16 protein-coding genes are annotated in these 20,843 nt (G+C 57.3%); 5 read left to right on the forward strand and 11 right to left on the reverse strand.

Features of this window, described 5'->3' with window-relative positions; all coding sequences use genetic code 11:
* Position 1: 1 nt before the first annotated feature.
* From purH to htpX, 4 genes are all read right to left on the reverse strand, one after another.
* On the reverse strand, positions 2-1,618 hold the full coding sequence (gene purH, locus BN77_RS03835) for a bifunctional phosphoribosylaminoimidazolecarboxamide formyltransferase/IMP cyclohydrolase (RefSeq protein WP_007528656.1): 1,617 nt from the start codon (positions 1,616-1,618) through the stop codon (positions 2-4).
* Positions 1,619-1,713: 95 nt separating this feature from the next.
* Positions 1,714-3,378 carry a heparinase II/III family protein gene (locus tag BN77_RS03840; RefSeq protein ID WP_007528658.1) on the reverse strand — a complete coding sequence of 555 codons (1,665 nt, stop codon included), beginning with the start codon at positions 3,376-3,378 and terminating at the stop codon, positions 1,714-1,716.
* Positions 3,379-3,489: 111 nt separating this feature from the next.
* A complete protein-coding gene (locus BN77_RS03845) occupies positions 3,490-4,884 on the reverse strand; it encodes an RsmB/NOP family class I SAM-dependent RNA methyltransferase (RefSeq protein ID WP_208856422.1) in 1,395 nt (464 codons plus the stop codon).
* On the reverse strand, positions 4,875-5,837 hold the full coding sequence (htpX, locus tag BN77_RS03850) for a zinc metalloprotease HtpX (protein ID WP_007528662.1): 963 nt from the start codon (positions 5,835-5,837) through the stop codon (positions 4,875-4,877). Before htpX ends, BN77_RS03845 begins: the two co-directional genes overlap by 10 nt.
* Before the next feature lie 124 nt (positions 5,838-5,961).
* Between htpX and BN77_RS03855 the strand changes: the two genes are divergently transcribed.
* Complete coding sequence (locus BN77_RS03855; protein ID WP_007528664.1) at positions 5,962-6,186, forward strand: DUF1674 domain-containing protein; 225 nt, start codon at positions 5,962-5,964, stop codon at positions 6,184-6,186.
* A gap of 407 nt (positions 6,187-6,593) precedes the next feature.
* Here the strand turns inward: BN77_RS03855 and acs are convergent, their stop codons facing one another.
* A complete protein-coding gene (gene acs / locus BN77_RS03865; protein ID WP_007528668.1) occupies positions 6,594-8,549 on the reverse strand; it encodes an acetate--CoA ligase in 1,956 nt (651 codons plus the stop codon).
* 223 nt (positions 8,550-8,772) lie between these two features.
* On the opposite strand from acs, the gene BN77_RS03870 reads away from it, so the two are divergent.
* Positions 8,773-9,471, forward strand: a complete 699-nt coding sequence (locus tag BN77_RS03870) for a DUF1013 domain-containing protein (protein ID WP_007528670.1) — start codon at positions 8,773-8,775, stop codon at positions 9,469-9,471.
* Positions 9,472-9,528: 57 nt separating this feature from the next.
* Here the strand turns inward: BN77_RS03870 and BN77_RS03875 are convergent, their stop codons facing one another.
* Positions 9,529-11,439, reverse strand: a complete 1,911-nt coding sequence (locus BN77_RS03875) for a propionyl-CoA synthetase (RefSeq protein WP_007528672.1) — start codon at positions 11,437-11,439, stop codon at positions 9,529-9,531.
* A gap of 80 nt (positions 11,440-11,519) precedes the next feature.
* Positions 11,520-12,179, reverse strand: a complete 660-nt coding sequence (locus tag BN77_RS03880) for a YggS family pyridoxal phosphate-dependent enzyme (RefSeq protein ID WP_007528674.1) — start codon at positions 12,177-12,179, stop codon at positions 11,520-11,522.
* Between the two features lie 199 nt (positions 12,180-12,378).
* On the opposite strand from BN77_RS03880, the gene leuS reads away from it, so the two are divergent.
* Genes leuS through holA form a run of 3 tightly spaced genes read left to right on the forward strand, consistent with a single transcriptional unit; the run spans position 12,379 to position 16,566 of the window.
* Positions 12,379-15,009, forward strand: a complete 2,631-nt coding sequence (gene leuS, locus BN77_RS03885; RefSeq protein ID WP_007528675.1) for a leucine--tRNA ligase — start codon at positions 12,379-12,381, stop codon at positions 15,007-15,009.
* A complete protein-coding gene (gene lptE / locus BN77_RS03890; RefSeq protein ID WP_007528677.1) occupies positions 14,999-15,520 on the forward strand; it encodes an LPS assembly lipoprotein LptE in 522 nt (173 codons plus the stop codon). The genes leuS and lptE overlap by 11 nt, the downstream gene beginning before the upstream one ends.
* A gap of 11 nt (positions 15,521-15,531) precedes the next feature.
* Positions 15,532-16,566 carry a DNA polymerase III subunit delta gene (gene holA / locus BN77_RS03895; protein WP_007528679.1) on the forward strand — a complete coding sequence of 345 codons (1,035 nt, stop codon included), beginning with the start codon at positions 15,532-15,534 and terminating at the stop codon, positions 16,564-16,566.
* 9 nt (positions 16,567-16,575) lie between these two features.
* Here the strand turns inward: holA and BN77_RS03900 are convergent, their stop codons facing one another.
* The 4 genes from BN77_RS03900 to mnmG are packed head-to-tail and all read right to left on the reverse strand — an operon-like array spanning position 16,576 to position 20,823.
* Entirely contained in the window at positions 16,576-17,460 is an 885-nt protein-coding gene (locus tag BN77_RS03900) for a ParB/RepB/Spo0J family partition protein (RefSeq protein WP_007528681.1), read from the reverse strand.
* Between the two features lie 27 nt (positions 17,461-17,487).
* Positions 17,488-18,282 carry a ParA family protein gene (locus BN77_RS03905; RefSeq protein ID WP_007528683.1) on the reverse strand — a complete coding sequence of 265 codons (795 nt, stop codon included), beginning with the start codon at positions 18,280-18,282 and terminating at the stop codon, positions 17,488-17,490.
* A gap of 17 nt (positions 18,283-18,299) precedes the next feature.
* A complete protein-coding gene (gene rsmG / locus BN77_RS03910) occupies positions 18,300-18,917 on the reverse strand; it encodes a 16S rRNA (guanine(527)-N(7))-methyltransferase RsmG (protein ID WP_007528685.1) in 618 nt (205 codons plus the stop codon).
* A 31-nt stretch (positions 18,918-18,948) separates the two neighbouring features.
* Positions 18,949-20,823: a tRNA uridine-5-carboxymethylaminomethyl(34) synthesis enzyme MnmG gene (gene mnmG, locus BN77_RS03915; protein ID WP_007528687.1), complete on the reverse strand. Its 1,875-nt coding sequence runs from the start codon at positions 20,821-20,823 to the stop codon at positions 18,949-18,951.
* Positions 20,824-20,843 lie beyond the last annotated feature (20 nt).

The raw sequence follows: 20,843 nt of genomic DNA on the forward strand, positions 1-20,843 counted from the left end.
CTTAGTGGCGGAAGTGTCGCATGCCGGTAAAGACCATTGCGACATTGTGCTCGTTGGCGGCATCGATCACTTCCTGATCGCGCATCGATCCGCCGGGCTGGATAACCGCCGTCGCACCGGCTGCGATCATGGACAGCAAGCCATCGGCGAAGGGCAGGAAGGCCTCCGACGCCACTGCCGAACCGCGCGTCAGCGGTTCTGCAAGCCCGAGAGCCCTGGCCGCTTCCTCGGCCTTCAGTCCGGCGATACGGGCAGAATCCACGCGGCTCATCTGGCCTGCGCCAATTCCGGCCGTTTGTCCATCCTTGGCATAGACCACGGCGTTTGATTTGACATGCTTGGCGACTTTGAAGGCAAATTTCATGTCTTCGAGTTCCTGCGGGGTCGGCGAACGCTTTGTAACCACCTTAAGCTCCAAATCCTCGACCATGCCATTGTCGCGACTCTGCACGAGCAGACCACCAGAGACGGTTTTCGCCGTCAGACCGGCAGAGCGCGGATCCGGAAGGCCACCTGCACTCAGCAGCCGAAGGTTTGCCTTACGCGCGACGACGGCTTTTGCCTCCTCCGTCACGTCTGGGGCGATGATAACTTCGGTGAAGAGCTTGATGATCTCTTCCGCCGTTTCTGCATCAAGGGTCTGGTTGAGCGCGATGATACCACCAAAGGCCGAAACGGAATCGCAGGCAAGTGCACGCTTGTAGGCCTCGAGCAGGTTGGTGCCGGTCGCCACGCCGCAGGGATTTGCGTGCTTGATGATCGCACAGGCTGCAGACCTCTCTGGCAGGAACTCGGCGACGAGCTCATATGCCGCATCGGTGTCGTTGATATTGTTGTAGGAAAGCTGTTTGCCCTGAAGCAGTGACGCGGTGGCAACGCCGGAGCGATGCTCGCCCGTTACATAGAATGCCGCCTTCTGATGCGGATTCTCGCCATAGCGCATCTCTTCCTTGAGTACGCCGCCAATGACGCGATGACGCGGGGTGTCTATGGAGAGAGCCTCGGCAAACCAGTTGGATATCATGGCATCATAGGCTGCCGTGCGAGCAAAGGCCTTGGCTGCCATTCGCTGGCGGAACGCGTAAGCGGTCTGGCCAGCATTCAAATCGATCTGCTCGAGCAGTTCAGAATAGTCCGCTGGATCGGTCAGGATCGTTACGTAGGCGTGGTTCTTGGCCGACGCGCGGATCATCGCCGGACCACCGATATCGATATTCTCGACGGTTGTCGGATAGTCACCGCCCGCAGCACGGACATCCTCGAACGGATAGAGATTGATGACAGCAAGGTCGATTCCGTCTATATCGTGCGCCTTCATCGCCGCCTGATGGTCCGCATCATCGCGGATGGCAAGCAGGCCACCATGCACTTTCGGGTGCAGGGTCTTCACTCGACCATCCATGATCTCTGGAAAACCTGTGATGTCGGAAACATCGGTCACGGCAAGTCCGGCTGCCGCGATTGCCTTATGTGTACCGCCCGTTGATAGGAGGCGAACGCCCTTGTCGACAAGTGCACGCGCGAGTTCGACGATACCGGTTTTGTCCGATACCGAAAGCAACGCAGTGTTGACGGCGACCTTGTCGGGTGCGGGAATTTTCTTGGAAACAACGGCCATGAGGCTTCTCCATTGGGTTTTCAGGAGATATCCGGCGAGGGATAAGCGGATGATGGCGCCGCGTTAGCACAGCTTTGCGCCCACGGAAACAGTCGCTAGCCCTTGCGCGATAAAAACCAGCGTATTTCCGGCCTGTCAGGATAGGAGAAGGCAATCTCGATCTGGTCGGATCCGCAAATGCCCGACGCGTCAGCAAAGAAGACGTCCTCGCCAATCAGCACCTCGTTCCCGGGCGAGGAAAACAGCCATGTTTCTCCATCAGGTGCCGTCATCATGATCGACTCTTTGTCGATTTGCTTCAAATTAATAGAGGGGTGGGCGTGGAATCGTGCCACTGCGCGCACGACCTCATCGACCTTGTCTTCCAGCGCAACCAGTCGATCACAGCCAGTGGCGATCAATCCCGTCGCGTTCAGGGTCAGCTCGCGCTCGTGCAGGACACCAAAAGCGTTGAGGTAGCCATCATGGCTTGCCTTGATCACATCGCGGCCGTCATCGCTGAGCGCGCGATCAACATTCACGGCTTTGACGCCATCAGTAATCACATTCGCAACGAACTCGGATGGTGCAAAACGGCTTGATGAGGTGTCGTTGACAGTGACGGTGCTATGCGCAGCGGTCGTTCTGGCAATCTGTACGTAGCGCCTGCCCGCGAATTTCGGCGATCCAGAATTCACGATAAAACGATGACGTCCGGAGGACATCTCGAACGATAGGCACCCGGCATGTGCTGTGCGGGACAGGTTCCCGGCAGGCGGTACTCCGGTATCCGCAATAATTACTGTTCTTCCCGCCGCCAGCCGCTGATAGCGTGAATGGGGCATCGCCTTGAAGGGATCGCCCGCGGTCTCGTCATACCGCAGCAACGACATCAATTCCGTCGCGAGAGTCGACGTCGCTCCATTGAAAAGCGCGAGATCACCATCCTGATGCCTGAAAAAGCGCAAGGCCGGATACATGCGATCAATGCCCGAGATCAGCTTTTGCGGCAAGTCATGACCAAGATTGACGTAGGTTTGCCGCAGCGGAAGGAGATCAAGGAGCAATTCCAACCCGACGCGTGGGTTGCGCGAAATATGGCCTCCGTCGGGGAGAATTTGGCTATCGAATTCCTGGTCTAATGCTTCGGCAGCGCGTCTAAGGGCACCGGCGCGCGTTGGCATTGCAATGGAGGCCATCGCCAGAGCAATCCGCAAACGAAAGCGAACCTCGCCGGGAGGCGCAAATTTTGCCATTCGCCTCAGAAATCGCACTTGAAAGGCGAGTGAGCGCAAGAAACGGCGATAGAAACCGCGGTCGGCATTGTGGAGAACAACGGGAGAATGCGAGAGCCAGGAAATCACGCGTTGTGCGGTAACATCGATCTCCCAGGCGATGCCCTCGATGCGGCCACCATGCAGCGACAGCCAGTTGTTGACGATGGAGCGGGCAACGCTTGAATGAAGGTCGCTTTTCTTGGTTCGCATGTGGCGGAGCCAGCCGAAGCTATGAAGCCGTAGCGCGAAAGCTCGAGATGGGAGGCTGAAATTGAAGGGCGACTTGCCGCCGGTCTCGAGGAGCCGACCGGCGAGCGGGAAGCGGCCGTTCAAAATCTCTTCGGCCACATGCGGATCAACTGCACGCAGGTCCGTCGGAGCGACGATTAAGCGTTCCGGAACGTGAACCGTATGGCGGAAGAGGCGCAGCCGCAGAATTGCTCCGCGGCACAACGTGCGCCGCCAAGCCTCTCCCACGTAAAGAGCCGAGAACCCGGACCACATGTTTTATTGTCTATTGACCCACGTCGTTAAGAATAAGTGAATAAGCCCGGAATCGGTGACACTTACGTATCAAGTTATGACAGATGCTTAACTATGACAGTTGCCTTTCGATCAGGCAACACGGCGCATCACGACGGCGTAGAAGCCGTCAAGACCACGCGCATAACCAGAGGGAACCTCGAGCATATCGGGAGTCGTGCGGAACTCCCCAAGAGGGCTGATGGCGGACTCCAAACCGGGCCAGCGCTCGGCCTCAATGGCGACACGCTCGAGGATCGGTGTATCCGAAAGAACACGAGCGGCTACCTCTTCTCCTTCGGCCGGATCAAGCGAGCAATTGGAAAAGACGATAGTGCCGCCCGGCTTCAACAGGGTTATTGCATGGCGCAGCAGTCGCTCCTGAAGCGCAGCGAGTTTCGCGATGTCCTCCGGTCCCTTGGCCCAGAGAACATCCGGATGCCGACGCGTCGTTCCCGTCGATGAGCAGGGCGCATCCAGCAGGATCGCATCGAACAGTTCCGCCGGCTCATATTTGGTGAGGTCGCTGGCAACCGTCTCGGCATTCAATCCAAGCCGACCGAGGTTCGCTCGCAGTCGCTTGATACGGTTTTCGGACTGCTCGACCGCGGTAACGTTGCCTCCAGCAAGAATCAGCTGAGCTGTCTTTCCGCCTGGGGCTGCGCATAGATCGGCAACACGCTTGCCCGCCAAGTCGAGAAACAGCTGGGCAGGAATACTGGCGGCTGCGTCCTGAACCCACCACGCGCCTTCCGCAAATCCTTCCAATGAGGGAACGCTACCCTGGAAGGCGGCCAACCGCACACCGCCCGTCGGTAGCACAACGCCACCCAGACGTCCCGCCCATCCCTGCGCGTCGTCTTTGACCGTAAGATCGATCGCGGCCGGCTCGAGCTGCGATTCAGAGATTGATTGCGCCCTTTCCTTGCCATAAGCCTTCTCGAGCCTGTCGAGAAACCATTCCGGCATCACCGGGATGGTGCCGATCTCTGCAAGGATATGATCCTTCTCGCGTCCAAGACGGCGCAGAACTGCGTTCACAAGCTTTGCAAAACGACGATTCCGCGGGTCCTGATTTGATTGCTCGACCGCGAGGTCGACCGCCGCATGGTCTGGCACATCAAGATAGAGAATCTGCGCGGCAGCGATCGCAAGAACATGGTGTAGCGCCCTTGCACCTTCGGGAAGCGGCGATTCAAGCAGACGGGAGATCGCGGCGTCGATTCGCGGCAAATGCCGCAGCGTCGCATTGAGAATGGCCCGCACCAAGGCGCGGTCCCCCTCGTTGAGAGCCTTGTACGCCGGATTGCCATGTTCATTGTCCAAGGCGCCGTCAAGTGGAAGCTTTCGGTCGACCACGGCCGCCAGGATCTTGGCAGCGGCAGCGCGAACCTGCAATCCCGGTTTTGTCGGACTGGGAACAGCCCCCGGGTTGGACGACTTTGTTTTCCGAAATGGCTTTTTCTTGCCGTTTGAATTCAAGACCACGGACCTTTCGGCGGTTGTGAACCACCGCGATCAAGACCGGTATTCGGAACCGAGCGCGATTTGCGCATCGGATTATCAGCGCGCGCTGGCGCCGTCGAGACATTCATGCCGCCACGTGCCATTTCCTGCAGAGCCGCAATCCGGTTTTCCGTATTCGGGTGCGTAGAGAACAGATTGTCCATGCCAGCACCTGTCAACGGATTGATGATGAACATGTGGGCGGTTGCCGGGTTGCGCTCAGCATCATAGTTCGGCACATGCGAGGCGCTACGTGCAATCTTCCCAAGTGCCGAGGCAAGCCACAAGGGATTGCCGCAAATCTCTGCACCCCGGCGGTCGGCCGAATACTCGCGCGTGCGGCTAATGGCCATCTGAACCATCATCGCGGCAAGCGGTGCGACAATCATCGCCAGCAATACTCCTATAAAACCCAGCGGATTGTTGTTGTTTCCCCGGTTGCCACTGAAGAAGAACGCAAAATTGCCCAGCATGGAAATCGCGCCGGCCAGGGTCGCGGTGATCGTCATCGTCAAAGTGTCACGGTTTTGCACGTGGGCCAACTCATGGGCCATGACGCCGGCCACTTCTTCGGGCGTCAGTGCGCTCAGCAAGCCTGTGGACGCGGCAACGGCAGCGTTCTCGGGATTGCGCCCTGTCGCGAAGGCGTTTGGTTGCGGGCTGTCGTAAAGATAGACTCTCGGCATCGGCAGGCCCGCATTGCGCGCCAGATCCCTGATGATCGCGAAGAACTCCGGGGCATTGCGCTCGTCGATCTCCTGCGCGTGATAGGCCGACAGCACCATGCGGTCGGAATTCCAATAGGAAAAGAAGTTCATCCCAGCGGCGATCACGAACGCAATCATCATGCCGCCGCGTCCACCAATTAGAAAGCCGACGGCCATGAACAAGACGGTCATCAAGGCGAGCAACATGGCTGTACGGACAAGGTTCATTGCTATCTCCAAAACACGGGTAAGCAGATCGCGCAAAAGGTGGAGGGTTTCAATTGCGGCGCCGGCGCTCTATGATTTGGTCATTCACCAGTCATTTTCAATATTTTTCGGACGGAATCGCGTGATGCAAGCAGCGGAAAGTAACAACGACGATACCCAGGCGGCTGAGGCCGCCGAGGCTGATCGCAAGTTGCTGACGCCGGCTGCCAAGCGCGCACTGGCCGAAGCCGAAGAGCGTCGGCGGAACGAGAAGCGAGTAGAAATGCCGCCCGAGATAGGTGGCCGCGGCGGTGCAGATCCTTCCCGTTTCGGGGACTGGGAGATCAACGGCAGAGCGATCGATTTCTAAGTAAACATCCCTATTGCTCCCTTATTCGTTCTCGCGAAAGATTGCTTCCTCGCACTGGACCTTTATGCGGTTGCTCGCGACGAAATAAAGGACCAGCATTCGCTGAATTCCTGAAAGTGATCGAGAGTGGCACTTCGCTGGTCAAAGTGCGCCCTTGGCCGCAGCAAACCAAAAAAGTCTACGTTCGGATGCGGGATCGAATGCGCCTGGGACGCACTCCAGCTGTGCTGAAGTAAGACAGGAACGACGATCGCTACGCCTGGAAGCCCCGGCATCCGGATCACCCGGATCCAGGTGACGCAGATTGCCGGCGACAGATGTTTCAGCCGCATTCTCGCAAACGCCGGGGTAAACCTGCCCCCTAGAGAATTGAAGCCTCCCCAATCGTTCGGGGCGGCTCCTTTTGCTTACGCTGTCGCCTTGTTCTGGCGATTGGCGATCAGGTCGTCGACGACTGCGGGATCGGCGAGCGTCGACGTGTCGCCGAGAGAGCCAAAGTCATCTTCGGCAATCTTGCGCAGGATGCGGCGCATGATCTTACCCGAACGAGTTTTCGGAAGACCCGGGGCAAACTGAATTTTATCAGGTGCAGCGATTGGGCCGATTTCGCTGCGGACATGCTTGACCAGTTGCTGGCGCAAATCGTCCGAACCTTCATTACCGGCCATCAGCGTGACATAGCAATAAATGCCCTGACCCTTGATCGGATGCGGATAGCCGACAACGGCGGCTTCCGAGACGAGGTTGTGCGAAACGAGGGCTGATTCCACTTCGGCAGTACCAAGGCGGTGGCCAGAAACGTTCAACACGTCATCGACGCGACCGGTGATCCAATAGTAGCCGTCCTCATCCCGTCGGCAGCCGTCGCCAGTGAAATACTTGCCCTTGTAGGTCGAGAAGTAAGTCTGGATGAAGCGCTCGTGATCGCCATAGACCGTGCGCATCTGCCCCGGCCAGCTGTCGGTAATGCAGAGGTTTCCGTCGGCCGCACCCTCGAGCACATTGCCTTCGTTGTCGACCAGCTGCGGCTTCACACCAAAGAACGGCTTCGTAGCAGACCCCGGCTTCAGATCCGTCGCGCCCGGCAGCGGCGTGATCATGTGACCACCAGTCTCCGTCTGCCACCAAGTATCGATGACAGGGCAGCGCTTGTCGCCGACGACACTGTAATACCATTCCCAAGCTTCCGGATTGATCGGCTCGCCAACTGTTCCGAGCAGGCGCAAGCTTGATCGCGACGAGCGCGTGACGAAATGGTCGCCAGCCCCCATCAGCGACCGGATCGCCGTCGGTGCCGTGTAGAAGATGTTGACTTTATGCTTGTCGATGACTTCCCAGAACCTTCCCTGGTCCGGAAAATTCGGAACGCCTTCAAACATCAGCGTCGTTGCACAGTTCGCAAGCGGACCGTAGACGATGTAGGAGTGTCCGGTCACCCAACCGACGTCGGCAGTACACCAGTATATATCACCCGGGTGGTAGTCGAACACGTACTCATGAGTCATTGCCGCATAGACGAGATAGCCGCCGGTCGTATGCAGGACCCCCTTCGGCTTTCCCGTCGAGCCGGATGTGTAGAGGATGAACAGCGGATCCTCCGCCTTCATCCTCACAGGCGGGCACTCCGGCTTCACCGTAGCGATTTCCTGGTGGTACCAGAGGTCACGGCCCGGCGCCCAGCCGGTCTTGCCACCGGTACGCCGCACCACGAGAACCTTGTCGACGATGACATGCTGACGAGCTGCAATATGGATTGCCGTGTCGGTATTGTCCTTCAACGACACGGGCTTGCCGCCGCGCACCCCTTCGTCGCAGGTGATGACGAAAGTGGATTCGCAATCGACGATACGACCAGCCAAGGCCTCCGGCGAAAACCCTCCGAACACCACTGAATGGACCGCGCCGATGCGTGTGCAGGCAAGCATTGCGTACGCCGCCTCCGGGATCATCGGCATGTAGATAGTGACACGATCCCCCTTCTTGACGCCGTGTTTCTTCATGACATTCGCCATGCGGCAAACATGCTCATAAAGCTCGTTGTAGGTGATCTTCTTGTCGACGTAGGGATTATCGCCCTCGAAGATGATGGCCGTCTGATTGCCGTTTGTCTTCAGGTGCCGGTCGATACAGTTGTACGAAACGTTCGTCTGCCCGTCCTCGAACCACTTGATCGAGACCCTGCCTGTAAACGACGTGTTCTTGACCTTCGTGTAGGGCTTGAACCAATCGATCCGCTTGCCATGCTTGCCCCAGAACTTATCAGGGTTCTCGACGCTTTCCTCGTACCACTGCTCGTACTTGGCCTTATCGATAAGTGCATGATTCTTCACCGGCTTTTGCACCGGGTAGATCTTTTCGGACATAGGACTCCTCCTCACTCGGACACCGGACGGAACGAAGCAGTCCGGGGTGGCTCTAGGCATTCATAGCAGGTCGCGTTTGCCCGGCAATTAGACAAAGGTCATTTCCATTCCTGATCAATTGCAATTCTGCGTCACTGCGGTTATATAGCGCCATATTTCCCGGACATTGTGGTGACAATCCACGGACCGCGACCCCGGCGCGGACGACAGAAGGACTATATCCATGGCTCAACAATTGCTCATGCCGAAGGCGACTGCCATTTGGCTCGTCGACAACACAGCCCTGTCATTCGACCAGATCGCCCAATTCTGCAAACTGCATCCGCTCGAAGTGAAGGCAATTGCCGACGGCGAAGCCGCGCAAGGCATCAAGGGTCTCGATCCGATCGCAACCGGCCAGCTTTCTCGCGACGAAATCGCTCGCGCAGAAAAGAACCCGGCGCACAAGCTGAAGCTCTCCGAGCCCAAGGTTCGCGTGCCCGAATCCAAGCGCCGCGGCCCCCGCTACACACCGGTTTCGAAGCGCCAGGATCGTCCGAACGCCATTCTCTGGCTGGTGCGCAATCATCCGGAACTGAAGGATGCGCAGATTTCCCGCCTCGTCGGCACCACAAAATCGACGATCGAGCAGATTCGCGAACGCACCCACTGGAATTCCGCCAATCTCACGCCGATGGATCCGGTAACGCTCGGACTTTGCAGCCAGATCGATCTCGACATGGAAGTCGAGAAGGCGGCAAAGGGCCGCCCTCTGCCGACCGCAGCCGAGCTTGGGGCAACCTTACAATCTGCGCATGAAACCGAACGCCTTGCGGGCCATGAGCGTGAAGAGGAGAAGGAAATCGACGCCGATGCGGTCTTCGCAAAGCTCAAGTCTCTGAAGTCCTCCCCGAAGGACGAGGACGAAGACGACCAATTTTGATTGTCTTTGATGAACGACTCTCAAGGCCCTGTGTAAGCGGGGCCTTTTCGTTTACGCCTACATCGGCAGGGAGCCGAACCCACGCGTGCGCAGCGCTTCGGAAATCTCTTCCAGAATAGTGGGATCGTCGATCGTTGCCGGCATTTTCCACGGCACGCCATCAGCGATCTTCTGGATGGTGCCGCGCAAGATCTTGCCAGAGCGGGTCTTGGGAAGGCGATCGACGATAATCGCGGTCTTGAACGCCGCCACCGGACCGATCACGTCGCGGATGAGCTGTACGACCTCAGTTTCAATCGCCGATGTTTCCCGTGAAACATTCTTCTTCAGTACAAGAAAGCCACAAGGAACCTGGCCCTTCACCTGATCGGCAATTCCGACCACCGCGCATTCGGCAACATCCGGATGCGTCGCACAGACCTCCTCCATTGCTCCCGTGGACAGTCGATGACCAGCGCAGTTGATGATGTCGTCGGTCCGCGACATGATGAAGAGATAGCCATCCTCGTCGATATAGCCGGCGTCCGCCGTTTTATAGTAGCCAGGAAATTCTTCCAGATAGGCTGAACGGAAGCGCTCATCGCTATTCCATAGCGTTGGAAGGCAACCGGGGGGCAGGGGGAGTTCGACGACGATATTGCCGAGCGTCCCCGGCTCAACCGAATGGCCGGCATCGTCAAGAACGTGGATACTGTATCCGGGCATCGGCATCGATGGGGAGCCATGCTTCACCGGCAGGACCTCAAGACCGAGCGGATTGGCCACCATTGGCCATCCGGTCTCCGTTTGCCACCAATGATCGATCACGGGAACATCAAGCATGCGCTCGGCCCATCGCAGTGTTTCGGGATCTGCGCGCTCGCCCGCAAGGAACAGCGCACGGAAATTCGGCATCGTATAGGCCTTAAGGCGAACACCATCGCTATCCTCCCGTCGAATGGCGCGAAAAGCGGTAGGTGCCGTAAAGAGAACGCGAACATCATGTTCTGAAGCGATGCGCCAGAACACGCCGGCATCCGGCGTGCCCACCGGCTTTCCTTCGAATATCACGCTGGTGGCGCCTGCCAACAGCGGGGCATAAACGATGTAAGAGTGGCCGACGACCCAACCAATATCGGAAGCCGCCCAAAACACCTCGCCCTGCTTGATACCGAAGATATTCGCCATCGACCAATTGAGGGCCACCATGTGACCGCCATTGTCGCGCACGACCCCTTTTGGTTGGCCCGTGGTACCTGAGGTGTAGAGAATGTAGAGCTCGTCCGTTGCCAGGAGGGAAATGCACTCAACAGTCACGCCACGATTCCTTGCGACGGCAGTTTCGAAATCCTCGTCGCGTTCGGCTGTAAGATCAGCTGCAAGCTGCGGCCTCTGCAGGACAAGGCAATGGGGCGGCTTTAACTTCGCGATCGCAATAGCCTGGTCGACCAAGGGCTTGTAGGGCACGACCCGTCCCGGCTCCAGGCCGCAACTTGCGGTGATGATGAGTTTCGCTCCCGAATCGTCGATACGCGCGGCAAGCTCATTTGCCGCAAAGCCGCCGAACACGACGGAATGGACCGCACCGATGCGTGCACAGGCAAGCATTGAGAACACCGCCTCCGGCACCATCGGCATATAAATGATGACGCGGTCACCCTTTGCTATTCCGCGTTGCCGGAGAGTCGCTGCAATGGCACTTACTTCGGCAAGGACGTCACCATAGGTAAACGCAGCCTTGGTATCGCTAATCGGACTATCGTAGATAAATGCGGTATCGTTACCGCGGCCGGCCAGAACATGGCGGTCGAGACAATTATAGCAGGTATTGGTTTCGCCGCCGGCGAACCAACGGCCGTATGGGCCACCTTCTCGCGAAAAGACCTGGTCCGGCGGCTTAAACCAGCTGATTTCTGCCGCTGCCTCCCGCCAAAAACCCTCCGGATCGTCCTTCCACCCGGCATAGGTCTGGCGATAGCTTCCCTGCATCTGCTCCTCCCCAGGACATGCGTTATTCTACCAATCTAGGAGAGTCACGGCAGGAGAAAAAGCCCGACGAAAGGAGCGTATCAGCGGGTACCGAAGATCGCAGAGCCAACGCGAACGCTGGTCGCGCCAAAGGCAATCGCGGTTTCATAGTCGCCGGACATTCCCATCGAGAGCTTCTCGATGCCGCAAGCCTTGGCGAGCCTTGCAAGCAACGCGAAATGCGGACCGGGATTTTCGTCCACCGGGGGAATACACATCAAGCCTTCAATTGCGAGACCGAGTTGGTCTCGGCAAAATGCGACGAACTCCACGGTATCATCAGGGGCGATTCCTGCCTTTTGTGGCTCAAGCCCGGTATTTACCTGAACATAGAGGCGAGGGGTTTTTGCTTGGCGCTTCATTTCGTCCGCAAGCGCACGAGCGATCTTTTCGCGATCGACGGTTTCAATGACATCAAACAGCGCGACAGCCTCGGCGGCCTTGTTCGACTGCAAGGGGCCGATGAGATGGAGTTCAATGCCCGAGGTTTCGGATTTCAGTTCGGGCCACTTGCCCTGGCTTTCCTGAATTCTGTTTTCCCCGAAGACTCGTTGCCCGGCTTGCAGCGCCGGGCGGATCGCGTCTGCGTCGAATGTCTTTGAGACCGCGACAAGCTGAACCGAACCGTTGGGCCGTCCCCCCTGCTGCTCGGCCGCGGAGATGCGCGAGCGCACGTCGTTCAATCGCTCTTCAAGTTCCATCAATCGCCTCGACATGACCGCATGAGAAGATGGCAATGCACTAAACGTCCGGGCTGTGCTTGCCAAGGCCCACACGTCGGAAATAGTCGCGGGCAGGCTGAGATCGGACGCTGGCGGCACCCGTAAAACTTGACGCTACCGTGGTTTCATGGTGAAGGTCACCACCAACTTCCCCTGATTTTTCGGAAATACGAATACCATGGCTACCGAACGTTATAACCCGCGCGATGCTGAACCTCGCTGGCAGCAGAAATGGAATGAAGCGAAGGTCTTCGAGACTGATAACGACGATCCGCGCGAAAAGTATTACGTCCTTGAGATGTTTCCGTATCCATCCGGCCGCATCCACATGGGCCATGTGCGGAACTATGCGATGGGCGATGTCGTCGCCCGCTACAAGCGCGCTCGCGGCTACAACGTTCTGCACCCCATGGGCTGGGACGCCTTCGGCATGCCGGCTGAAAATGCGGCAATGGAGCGAGGCGTGCATCCGGCATCCTGGACCTACCAGAATATCGCGTCGATGAAGTCGCAGTTGAAGGCGATGGGCCTCTCGCTCGATTGGAGCCGCGAATTCGCAACCTGCGATGTCGCCTACTACCAGCATCAACAGCGCCTTTTCCTGGATTTCCTCGAGAAGGGGCTCGTCTATCGCAAGCAGTCGAAGGTGAACTGGGATCCGGTCGACAACACTGTTCTTGCCAACGAACAGGTGATCGACGGACGCGGTTGGCGTTCGGGCGCATTGGTCGAACAGCGAGAATTGATTCAGTGGTTCTTCAAGATCACTGACTTCAGCCAGGATCTGCTCGAGGCATTGGACACGCTTGATCAATGGCCGGAAAAGGTCCGATTGATGCAGAAGAACTGGATCGGTCGCTCGGAAGGCATGATGCTGCGCTGGGAGATCGTTGAGGCTACGGCTCCGGCTGGAGAAACCGAGATCGAGGTCTACACGACCCGTCCGGACACGCTGTTTGGCGCCTCCTTCCTAGCGATCGCGGCCGACCATCCGCTGGCAAAGGATGCCGCGGCGACGAATCCGGCCATCGATGCTTTTTGCGAAGAGTGCCGCCGTGCCGGAACCTCGCTTGCTGCGCTTGAGACCGCGGAGAAGAAGGGCATCGACACTGGCATTCGCGTAAAGCATCCGCTTGATCCTTCATGGGAATTGCCTGTCTACATCGCGAACTTTGTGCTTATGGACTACGGGACCGGTGCCATTTTCGGCTGCCCGTCAGGTGATCAGCGCGACCTCGATTTTGCTCGCAAGTACGGCTTGCCTGTGGTTCCGGTTGTCATGCCAGCAGATGGTGACGCTGCGACCTTCAGTATCGGAGACGTTGCCTATGATGGCGACGGCATAATGATCAATTCGAGGTTCCTCGACGGCAAAACGACAGGTGAGGCTTTCGAGATCGTTGCCGACCGCCTGTCATCAATGACACTCGGCAACGCTCCCCAAGGTGAGCGCAAGGTGAACTTCCGCTTGCGTGACTGGGGTATCTCCCGCCAGCGTTATTGGGGCTGCCCGATCCCCGTGATCCATTGCGATGATTGCGGCGTTGTTCCCGTTCCAAAGAAGGACCTGCCGGTACAGCTCCCGGAGGACGTAACCTTCGACCAGCCCGGCAATCCGCTCGATCGTCATCTGACCTGGCGGCATGTCGCCTGCCCCCAGTGCGGCAAGGATGCGCGTCGGGAAACGGATACGATGGACACGTTTGTCGATTCGAGCTGGTACTTCACCCGCTTTACTGCGCCTTGGGAAGACAAGCCGACTGACCTGAGTGCCGCCAATCGATGGCTGCCCGTAGATCAGTATATTGGCGGTATCGAGCATGCGATTCTGCACCTCCTCTACTCACGTTTCTTCACCCGTGCGATGCGCGAAACAGGCCACGTCGATGCAAAGGAGCCCTTCAAGGGTCTCTTTACGCAGGGCATGGTCGTGCACGAAACATACAGCCGCGGCTCGGGCATGAGCCGCGAGTGGGTCGCACCGGCAGACATTCGCATTGAGGAACTGGACGGAAAGCGCCGCGCCTATCATCTCTCAGACGGCGAAGAAGTCGCGATCGGATCGATCGAGAAGATGTCGAAGTCGAAAAAAAATGTCGTTGATCCGGACGATATCATTGCCTCTTACGGCGCCGACACAGCACGCTTCTTCGTACTCTCAGACTCGCCGCCCGAACGTGACGTCATCTGGTCGGAAGCAGGAGTAGAGGGCGCCCACCGCTTTACGCAACGATTGTGGCGGCTGATCGCCGAGGCGTCGGGAAATCTCCGCGATGTTCTGTCGAATCCGGCTAAGGATGGCGATGCTAAGGCGATTTCGCAGTTCGCCCATAAAGCCTTGAAGGCAGTCCAGAACGATTACGATCGTCTCTGGTTCAACAAGGCTGTCGCGAGGATCTACGAGCTCGTCAATGCACTTGCTTCACCGCTGACAAAGGTTGCTGCGGGCGAAGGCGATCAGGCCTATCGCGCCGCAGTGCGCGATGCTGCAGAGATCCTTATCCAGCTGGTCGCGCCGATGACGCCACATCTGGCTGAGGAATGCTGGGCGGCCTTGGGTAACGGCGGATTGTTGGCACACACCAATTGGCCAGTTTATGACGACACTCTCGTCATTGAAAACGATGTGATCTTGCCGGTTCAGATCAACGGTAAAAAGCGCGCCGAATTGACAATTTCTCGCGACGCAGATCAGAATGCTGTTACCGAGGCCGTGCTCGCATTGGATGACGTCATGAAGGCGCTGAACGGTCAGACGCCCAAGAAAATCATCGTGGTTCCACAAAGGATTGTGAACATTGTCGTTTGATATCGCTTTTAAGCTGGTGCGCGGCACCGGCATTGCCGCAATCCTAGCATCCACCGCTTTTCTCGCATCCTGCCAGGTTCGCCCCCTGTATTCCGAAGGCTCCGGGGTCGCAGGCAAGTTGACGTCTGTCGGCTTCTCAGAAGCAACGAGCCGTGTTGAGCAGGAAGTTCGCAATCGTCTGATCTTCATCGCTTCGCGCGGCGCCGGCGAGCCCGAGAACCCAGAATACAAAGTCGAACTGAGCGTGCGCTCGAATGTCATCAGCACGCTGCTCGTGGCACGATCTGATGAATCGCTGGCTGGACGCGCAACTGTTAGCGTTGACTACACCCTGAAGTCGACGAAGGATGGACACGTCATCAAAGCAGGCAATCGTTATGCGACCGCGCTGATTGACTTTCCGGCCCAGGAGTTCGCTAAGCAGCGAGCAATACGCGACGCAGAAAACCGCGCGGCACGGCAGGCTGCAGAGTTCGTTGGTGCTGATATAGCGGCCGCGCTCGGCCGCTGAGGAGCGGATGCGTGGCGGAAATCAAGGCGCACGAATTTGAAGGCTTCCTCGAGCGATCCGCCCGCAACTGGCGGCTGTTCCTCGTCTACGGACCGGATCGCGGTCTTGTCTCAGAACGCGCCGCCTTAATTGCCGGAAAGACCGGCGTTTCGCTCGATGATCCCTTCTCATTGATAAAGCTCGACATTGCCGATTTGCAGCGCGATCAAGGGCGTCTTTTAAACGAGGCGGGGTCGATCGGCCTTTTCGGTGGAGACAAGCTTATCTGGATCCGCGGAGCGTCCAACGAGAAATACTTGGTCGATTCCCTGCAACTTCTTTCTGACAAGGTGCCGGAGGCAACAGCGGTTATTATCGAAGCCGGTGACCTCAAGAAGGGCTCTCTTCTCCGGAAGACAGTTGAGGCCGCTCGTAACATTGTCGCGATCCCCTGCTATGCCGACGATGTTCGCGCGCTCAACAGCTTGATAGATAGCGAACTCACCGCTGCTGGCCTTGGCATCACGCCAGCGGCCCGCCAAGCCCTCTTGGAACTCATAGGTGGAGATCGCATCGCGTCCCGCAACGAGTTGCGTAAGCTCGCGCTCTATTGCCGCAACAAGGCGACAATCGAAGAACACCATGTTGCGGAAATCATAGGCGATGCAAGCGCCATATCCATCGATGATGCCGTTGATGCCGTTCTGAGCGGCGATACCAGCAGCTTCCTGCACGCAATGCAGAAGATCACATCCTCCAAGACCGCCGTGTTTCTCGTTATTCAAGCATGCCTTAAGCAATTTCAGCTGCTTGACGCCATGAAGATAGAGATGGAAGAGAAGCGAGTGCCGGCAGCGCAAGTTATGCAGACACTGGGTCGTCATCTCCATTTCCGGAGAAAGCCGATTATCGAGCAAGCACTGCGAACCTGGTCCGCGGAGGCGGTGGCGAGAGAATCGAATCGTCTGCAGTCCGCAATCTTGCAGACTCGAAAGCGCGCATCTCTGGAAGACAGCATCGCACTTCAGACGCTGCTGTCAACGACGCTCCAGTCGGCGCGTCGTTAGCATAACCACTCAGCGACGCTCAAGGAGCCGGCAGATTTCCTCCAATTGTTCCAACGACTTATAGGAAATTCGGATCTGACCACCGCTTGCTTTGTGGTTAATCGTCACGTCCAGGCCTAGTGCATCCGACAGCGTGCGCTCCAAGGCAAGCGTATCCGAATCCTTCTGGTCCTTTTGATGTGATAGTGCTTTCGGTTCGGACTGAGCCTTGATGTCATTCTGGGCCAAGCGCTCAGCGTCGCGCACTGACATGCCCTTTGATACAATCGCTCGGGCTAGCGCTGTCGGGTCCGAGGTCGGCACAAGGGCTCGGGCATGTCCTGCCGAGAGACTTCCGGCCGCCAAAAGGTCCCGAACCGGCTCAGGCAACTTCAGAAGGCGGAGCGAATTCGCCACATGACTACGGCTCTTTCCGATGATTTCGCCGAGGTCGTTCTGCGTATAGCCATACTCCGCCATCAATTGCTCGTACCCCAGTGCCTCTTCAAGCGGGTTCAGATCGGAACGCTGAACGTTCTCGACGATTGCAATTTCAAGAGCAGTCCTGTCATCAACGTCGCGAACGATCACAGGAATCTCGATCAGACCCGCAAGCTGCGCGGCGCGCCACCGCCTTTCGCCGGCTATGATCTCGAATTGGTTATTCCTCAGCGTCCGAACCACAACGGGCTGCACGATACCATGCTGACGAATCGAACTGGCGAGCTCATGCAACTCACCATCATCGAAGGAGCGTCGCGGATTGCGCGGATTGCGGCTGACAAATTCAATCGGAACCATCCGATCGGCGCTGACATCTGGTCTTGCGGCATCAACCGGAATCGGTTGGTCCATCTCGCCGATCAATGCGGCTAGGCCGCGGCCAAGTCTTCTTTTAGAGACGTCATCGTTCATGTCTAACTCGCCATTCTATTCTTCGGATCAAGCCGCGAGGCGCTGGCGCTCGCGCTGTATCACCTCTGACGCCAACTGGAGGTATGCCTGGCTACCGGCACATTTCAAATCATAGAGGATTGCCGGCTTGCCATAAGAGGGTGCCTCTGACACTCGAACATTTCGCGGAATCAACGTATGGTAGACCTTTTCCCCGAGATGAGTGCGGACATCATTGACGACCTGCTGCGCAAGGTTGTTGCGCGAATCGAACATCGTCAAAACAACGCCTTGAATGTCCAAGCGGGGGTTAACAGTGCGCCGGACTTGATCAACCGTTTCTAGCAGTTGGCTCAGCCCCTCCAATGCAAAAAACTCGCACTGCAGCGGCACAAGTACTGAATGAGCGGCGGCCATGGCGTTCATCGTGAGTAGATTGAAGGACGGTGGGCAGTCAACGAGAATATAGGAAAACCGAAAAGCCTCTTCTTTAGAAAGCGCCTTCTTAAGCTTGAAGACGCGATCGGTTTGCCCAGCGATCTCCATCTCAATGCCGAGCAAGTCCATCGTCGACGGAACAATATAGAGGTTTGGCACAGCAGTTTCCTGCGAGACCTCCTCGATCCCGTAGTCTTCCAGCAATAGATCATAAGAAGATAGCCGCCGATGCTTACGATCGATCCCAAGCCCGGTGCTCGCATTTCCCTGAGGATCGAGGTCGATGATCAAGACGCGCTCGCCAATTGCAGCGAGGGCTGTGGCCAAGTTTATGGCGGTCGTGGTCTTACCGACGCCGCCTTTCTGATTTGCAATGGTGATTATACGATTTCGTTCGCCAGCCATAGCCAAAGCCCGATCTGTTAAGACGCACGCCGGAGATTGAAGAATTCCAAGATAACTGAATCCCTCTCAACAGCACTCTTATGTTCTAACAGATCGAATCTCCAGCCACCATGCGCTTTCTGGATCTCTGTCCGATAATCCCGGCCTTTGTGAAAGTAGGCCCGAAGATTTGCATTGCGTTGTGACCACGGTTCGACATAGGCGAAGAGTTTTCCGAGGTCGGCCAGAGCGCGCGCGGAAACGAAGTCGCAGTGTTGGACGATCGATGGTGCATCCTCAATCCGCACGGCGTGAATAGAGCCCCTTCCACCTGTCTCACGAAGAGCCGTTCTCAGAAAGGCTGCCTTTTTATGATTGCTCTCGACTAGATGAACCCACCCATCGCCATGTTCCGCCAGCATAATGGCCGTCACAATGCCCGGAAAACCACCGCCGCTGCCCAAGTCAACCCAGGTGAGCGGTGCTGGCTGCAACTGAAAAATCTGTGCAGAGTCGGCAATGTGGCGGCTCCATGCATCGTCAAGCGTCGACGGTGCCGAAAGATTGATCGACTTGGCCCATTTCTGAAAAAGGGCCACAAAGTGCTCGAGACGCTCCTGTGTTTCACGTGAAACACGCCGGCCGTTTAGATGCATGGTAAGACTCTCGAAGATTGCAGTGAGGCGGCTAGGCAGACGCCGCCGCGTCCATGGGGCCGCGTCGCAAATGCACAAGTAAAAGCGAAATTGCGGCCGGTGTCATACCGTCTATCTTAGCTGCCTGCGCTACATTGTAGGGACGAGCGCCGCACAACTTTTGCTTCAGCTCATTCGACAGGCCGGAAAGGCCATTAAAATCGAAGTCGGGCGGTATCAAACGATCTTCATCCCGCTTCACATGGAGGATATCCAAGGACTGCCGCTTCATGTAGACGGCATAGCTCGCTTCAATTTCCAAGGCTTCCGCCTCGCGGTCGCCGATCTCTTCCAGCTCCGGCCAGATCCTCTTAAGATCCCCCATATTATAGTCAGGGTAAGACAAAAGATCGTACGCGGAGCGACGCTGTCCGTCCTGGTTCAACTTTAGACCAAAGTGGCCGGCTTCGCTGGGGGTAAGGAAAAGCGATGATAGTCTGGCGCGGCCTGCCGCCAAGGCATCGCTATAGGCGCGGAAACGATCTCCCCGCTTCGCAGAAGCTCCACCAATCTGAATCGCTAAAGGTGTCAGGCGAACATCGGCGTTATCCGCTCGGAGCGACAATCGATACTCCGCGCGGGATGTAAACATACGATATGGCTCAGCAACGCCCCGCGCGGTCAGATCATCAACCATCACGCCGATGTAAGAATCAGTTCTGCTGAAGCAGACCTCATCCTGACCGCCCGCTGAACGCGCAGCATTGATACCTGCAACCAACCCCTGGGCCGCGGCCTCTTCGTAGCCTGTGGTACCGTTGATCTGCCCAGCCAGGAACAACCCGGGCATCTTCTTAACCTCAAGCGATGGCTTCAGTTCGCGCGGATCGACGTGGTCATACTCAATCGCATAGCCCGGGTGCAGAATTCGGGCCCGCTCAAGACCAGGGATAGTATGAATGAAAGCATCCTGTATTTCGGCGGGCAGGGACGTCGAGATGCCGTTGGGGTAGACTGTACTGTCCTCAAGGCCTTCGGGCTCAAGAAAGACCTGATGTCCGTCGCGCTCACCGAACTTCACCAGCTTGTCCTCGATCGACGGGCAATAGCGTGGTCCAACCCCTTCAATCTGACCTGAATACATGGCCGATCGCTTTAGGTTCTCGATTATGATGCGGTGGGTCGCCTCCGTAGTGCGTGTAACGCCGCAATCGATCTGCGGGTTAACAATACGATCGGTCATGAAGGAGAAGGGGATCGGATCTTCATCGGCGCCCTGACGGCCGACGCTCTGCCAATCAATGGTCGTTCCGTCCAGTCGCGCTGGCGTTCCCGTCTTCAGACGTCCGAGACGCAGGCCAAGATTTAATAGCGTTTGAGAGAGGCCAACGGATGGCTCCTCGCCCACACGACCGGCTGGAATCTTGTTATCTCCGATATGAATGAGGCCCCGCAGAAACGTGCCGGTCGTCAACACGACTGATCCGCATGAGAGAATCCGGCTATCTTTCATGACGACGGCTGTAACTCGGCCAGTTTTTATGGACAGGTCAAACGCGTCGCCCTCGACAACGGTGAGATTTTGGGTGCTCTCAATGTCCGCGAGCATTGCTTGCCGGTAGAGCTTACGATCTGCTTGCGTGCGCGGGCCGCGCACTGCTGGACCCTTCTTCCGGTTCAGCATACGAAATTGAATGCCAGCCGCGTCAGCGACGCGACCCATGAGCCCGTCCATGGCATCGATTTCGCGAACTAGGTGACCTTTACCAAGCCCGCCAATTGCCGGATTGCAGGACATGACACCGATGGTGTCACGTCGATGAGTCACCAGCGCCGTCCTAGCTCCGAGACGCGCGGCAGCGGCAGCGGCTTCACATCCTGCATGCCCGCCACCAATGACAATGACATCGAACCGTGAGGTATCCATTCTTCAAGCTCCTGAGATCG

It is taken from the genome of Rhizobium mesoamericanum STM3625 (assembly GCF_000312665.1).
Classification (GTDB): domain Bacteria; phylum Pseudomonadota; class Alphaproteobacteria; order Rhizobiales; family Rhizobiaceae; genus Rhizobium; species Rhizobium mesoamericanum.

Bases quoted from the DNA above. Each gene is read 5' to 3' on its own strand.
- htpX (WP_007528662.1), bottom strand. From the start codon at position 5,837: ATGAACCTTGTCCGTACAGCCATGTTGCTCGCCTTGATGACCGTCTTG.
- BN77_RS03905 (WP_007528683.1), bottom strand. From the start codon at position 18,282: ATGGCTGGCGAACGAAATCGTATAATCACCATTGCAAATCAGAAAGGC.
- leuS (WP_007528675.1), top strand. From the start codon at position 12,379: ATGGCTACCGAACGTTATAACCCGCGCGATGCTGAACCTCGCTGGCAG.
- BN77_RS03840 (WP_007528658.1), bottom strand. From the start codon at position 3,378: ATGTGGTCCGGGTTCTCGGCTCTTTACGTGGGAGAGGCTTGGCGGCGC.
- rsmG (WP_007528685.1), bottom strand. From the start codon at position 18,917: ATGCATCTAAACGGCCGGCGTGTTTCACGTGAAACACAGGAGCGTCTC.
- acs (WP_007528668.1), bottom strand. From the start codon at position 8,549: ATGTCCGAAAAGATCTACCCGGTGCAAAAGCCGGTGAAGAATCATGCA.
- BN77_RS03870 (WP_007528670.1), top strand. From the start codon at position 8,773: ATGGCTCAACAATTGCTCATGCCGAAGGCGACTGCCATTTGGCTCGTC.
- purH (WP_007528656.1), bottom strand. From the start codon at position 1,618: ATGGCCGTTGTTTCCAAGAAAATTCCCGCACCCGACAAGGTCGCCGTC.
- BN77_RS03900 (WP_007528681.1), bottom strand. From the start codon at position 17,460: ATGAACGATGACGTCTCTAAAAGAAGACTTGGCCGCGGCCTAGCCGCA.
- mnmG (WP_007528687.1), bottom strand. From the start codon at position 20,823: ATGGATACCTCACGGTTCGATGTCATTGTCATTGGTGGCGGGCATGCA.
- BN77_RS03875 (WP_007528672.1), bottom strand. From the start codon at position 11,439: ATGCAGGGAAGCTATCGCCAGACCTATGCCGGGTGGAAGGACGATCCG.
- BN77_RS03855 (WP_007528664.1), top strand. From the start codon at position 5,962: ATGCAAGCAGCGGAAAGTAACAACGACGATACCCAGGCGGCTGAGGCC.
- BN77_RS03880 (WP_007528674.1), bottom strand. From the start codon at position 12,179: ATGGAACTTGAAGAGCGATTGAACGACGTGCGCTCGCGCATCTCCGCG.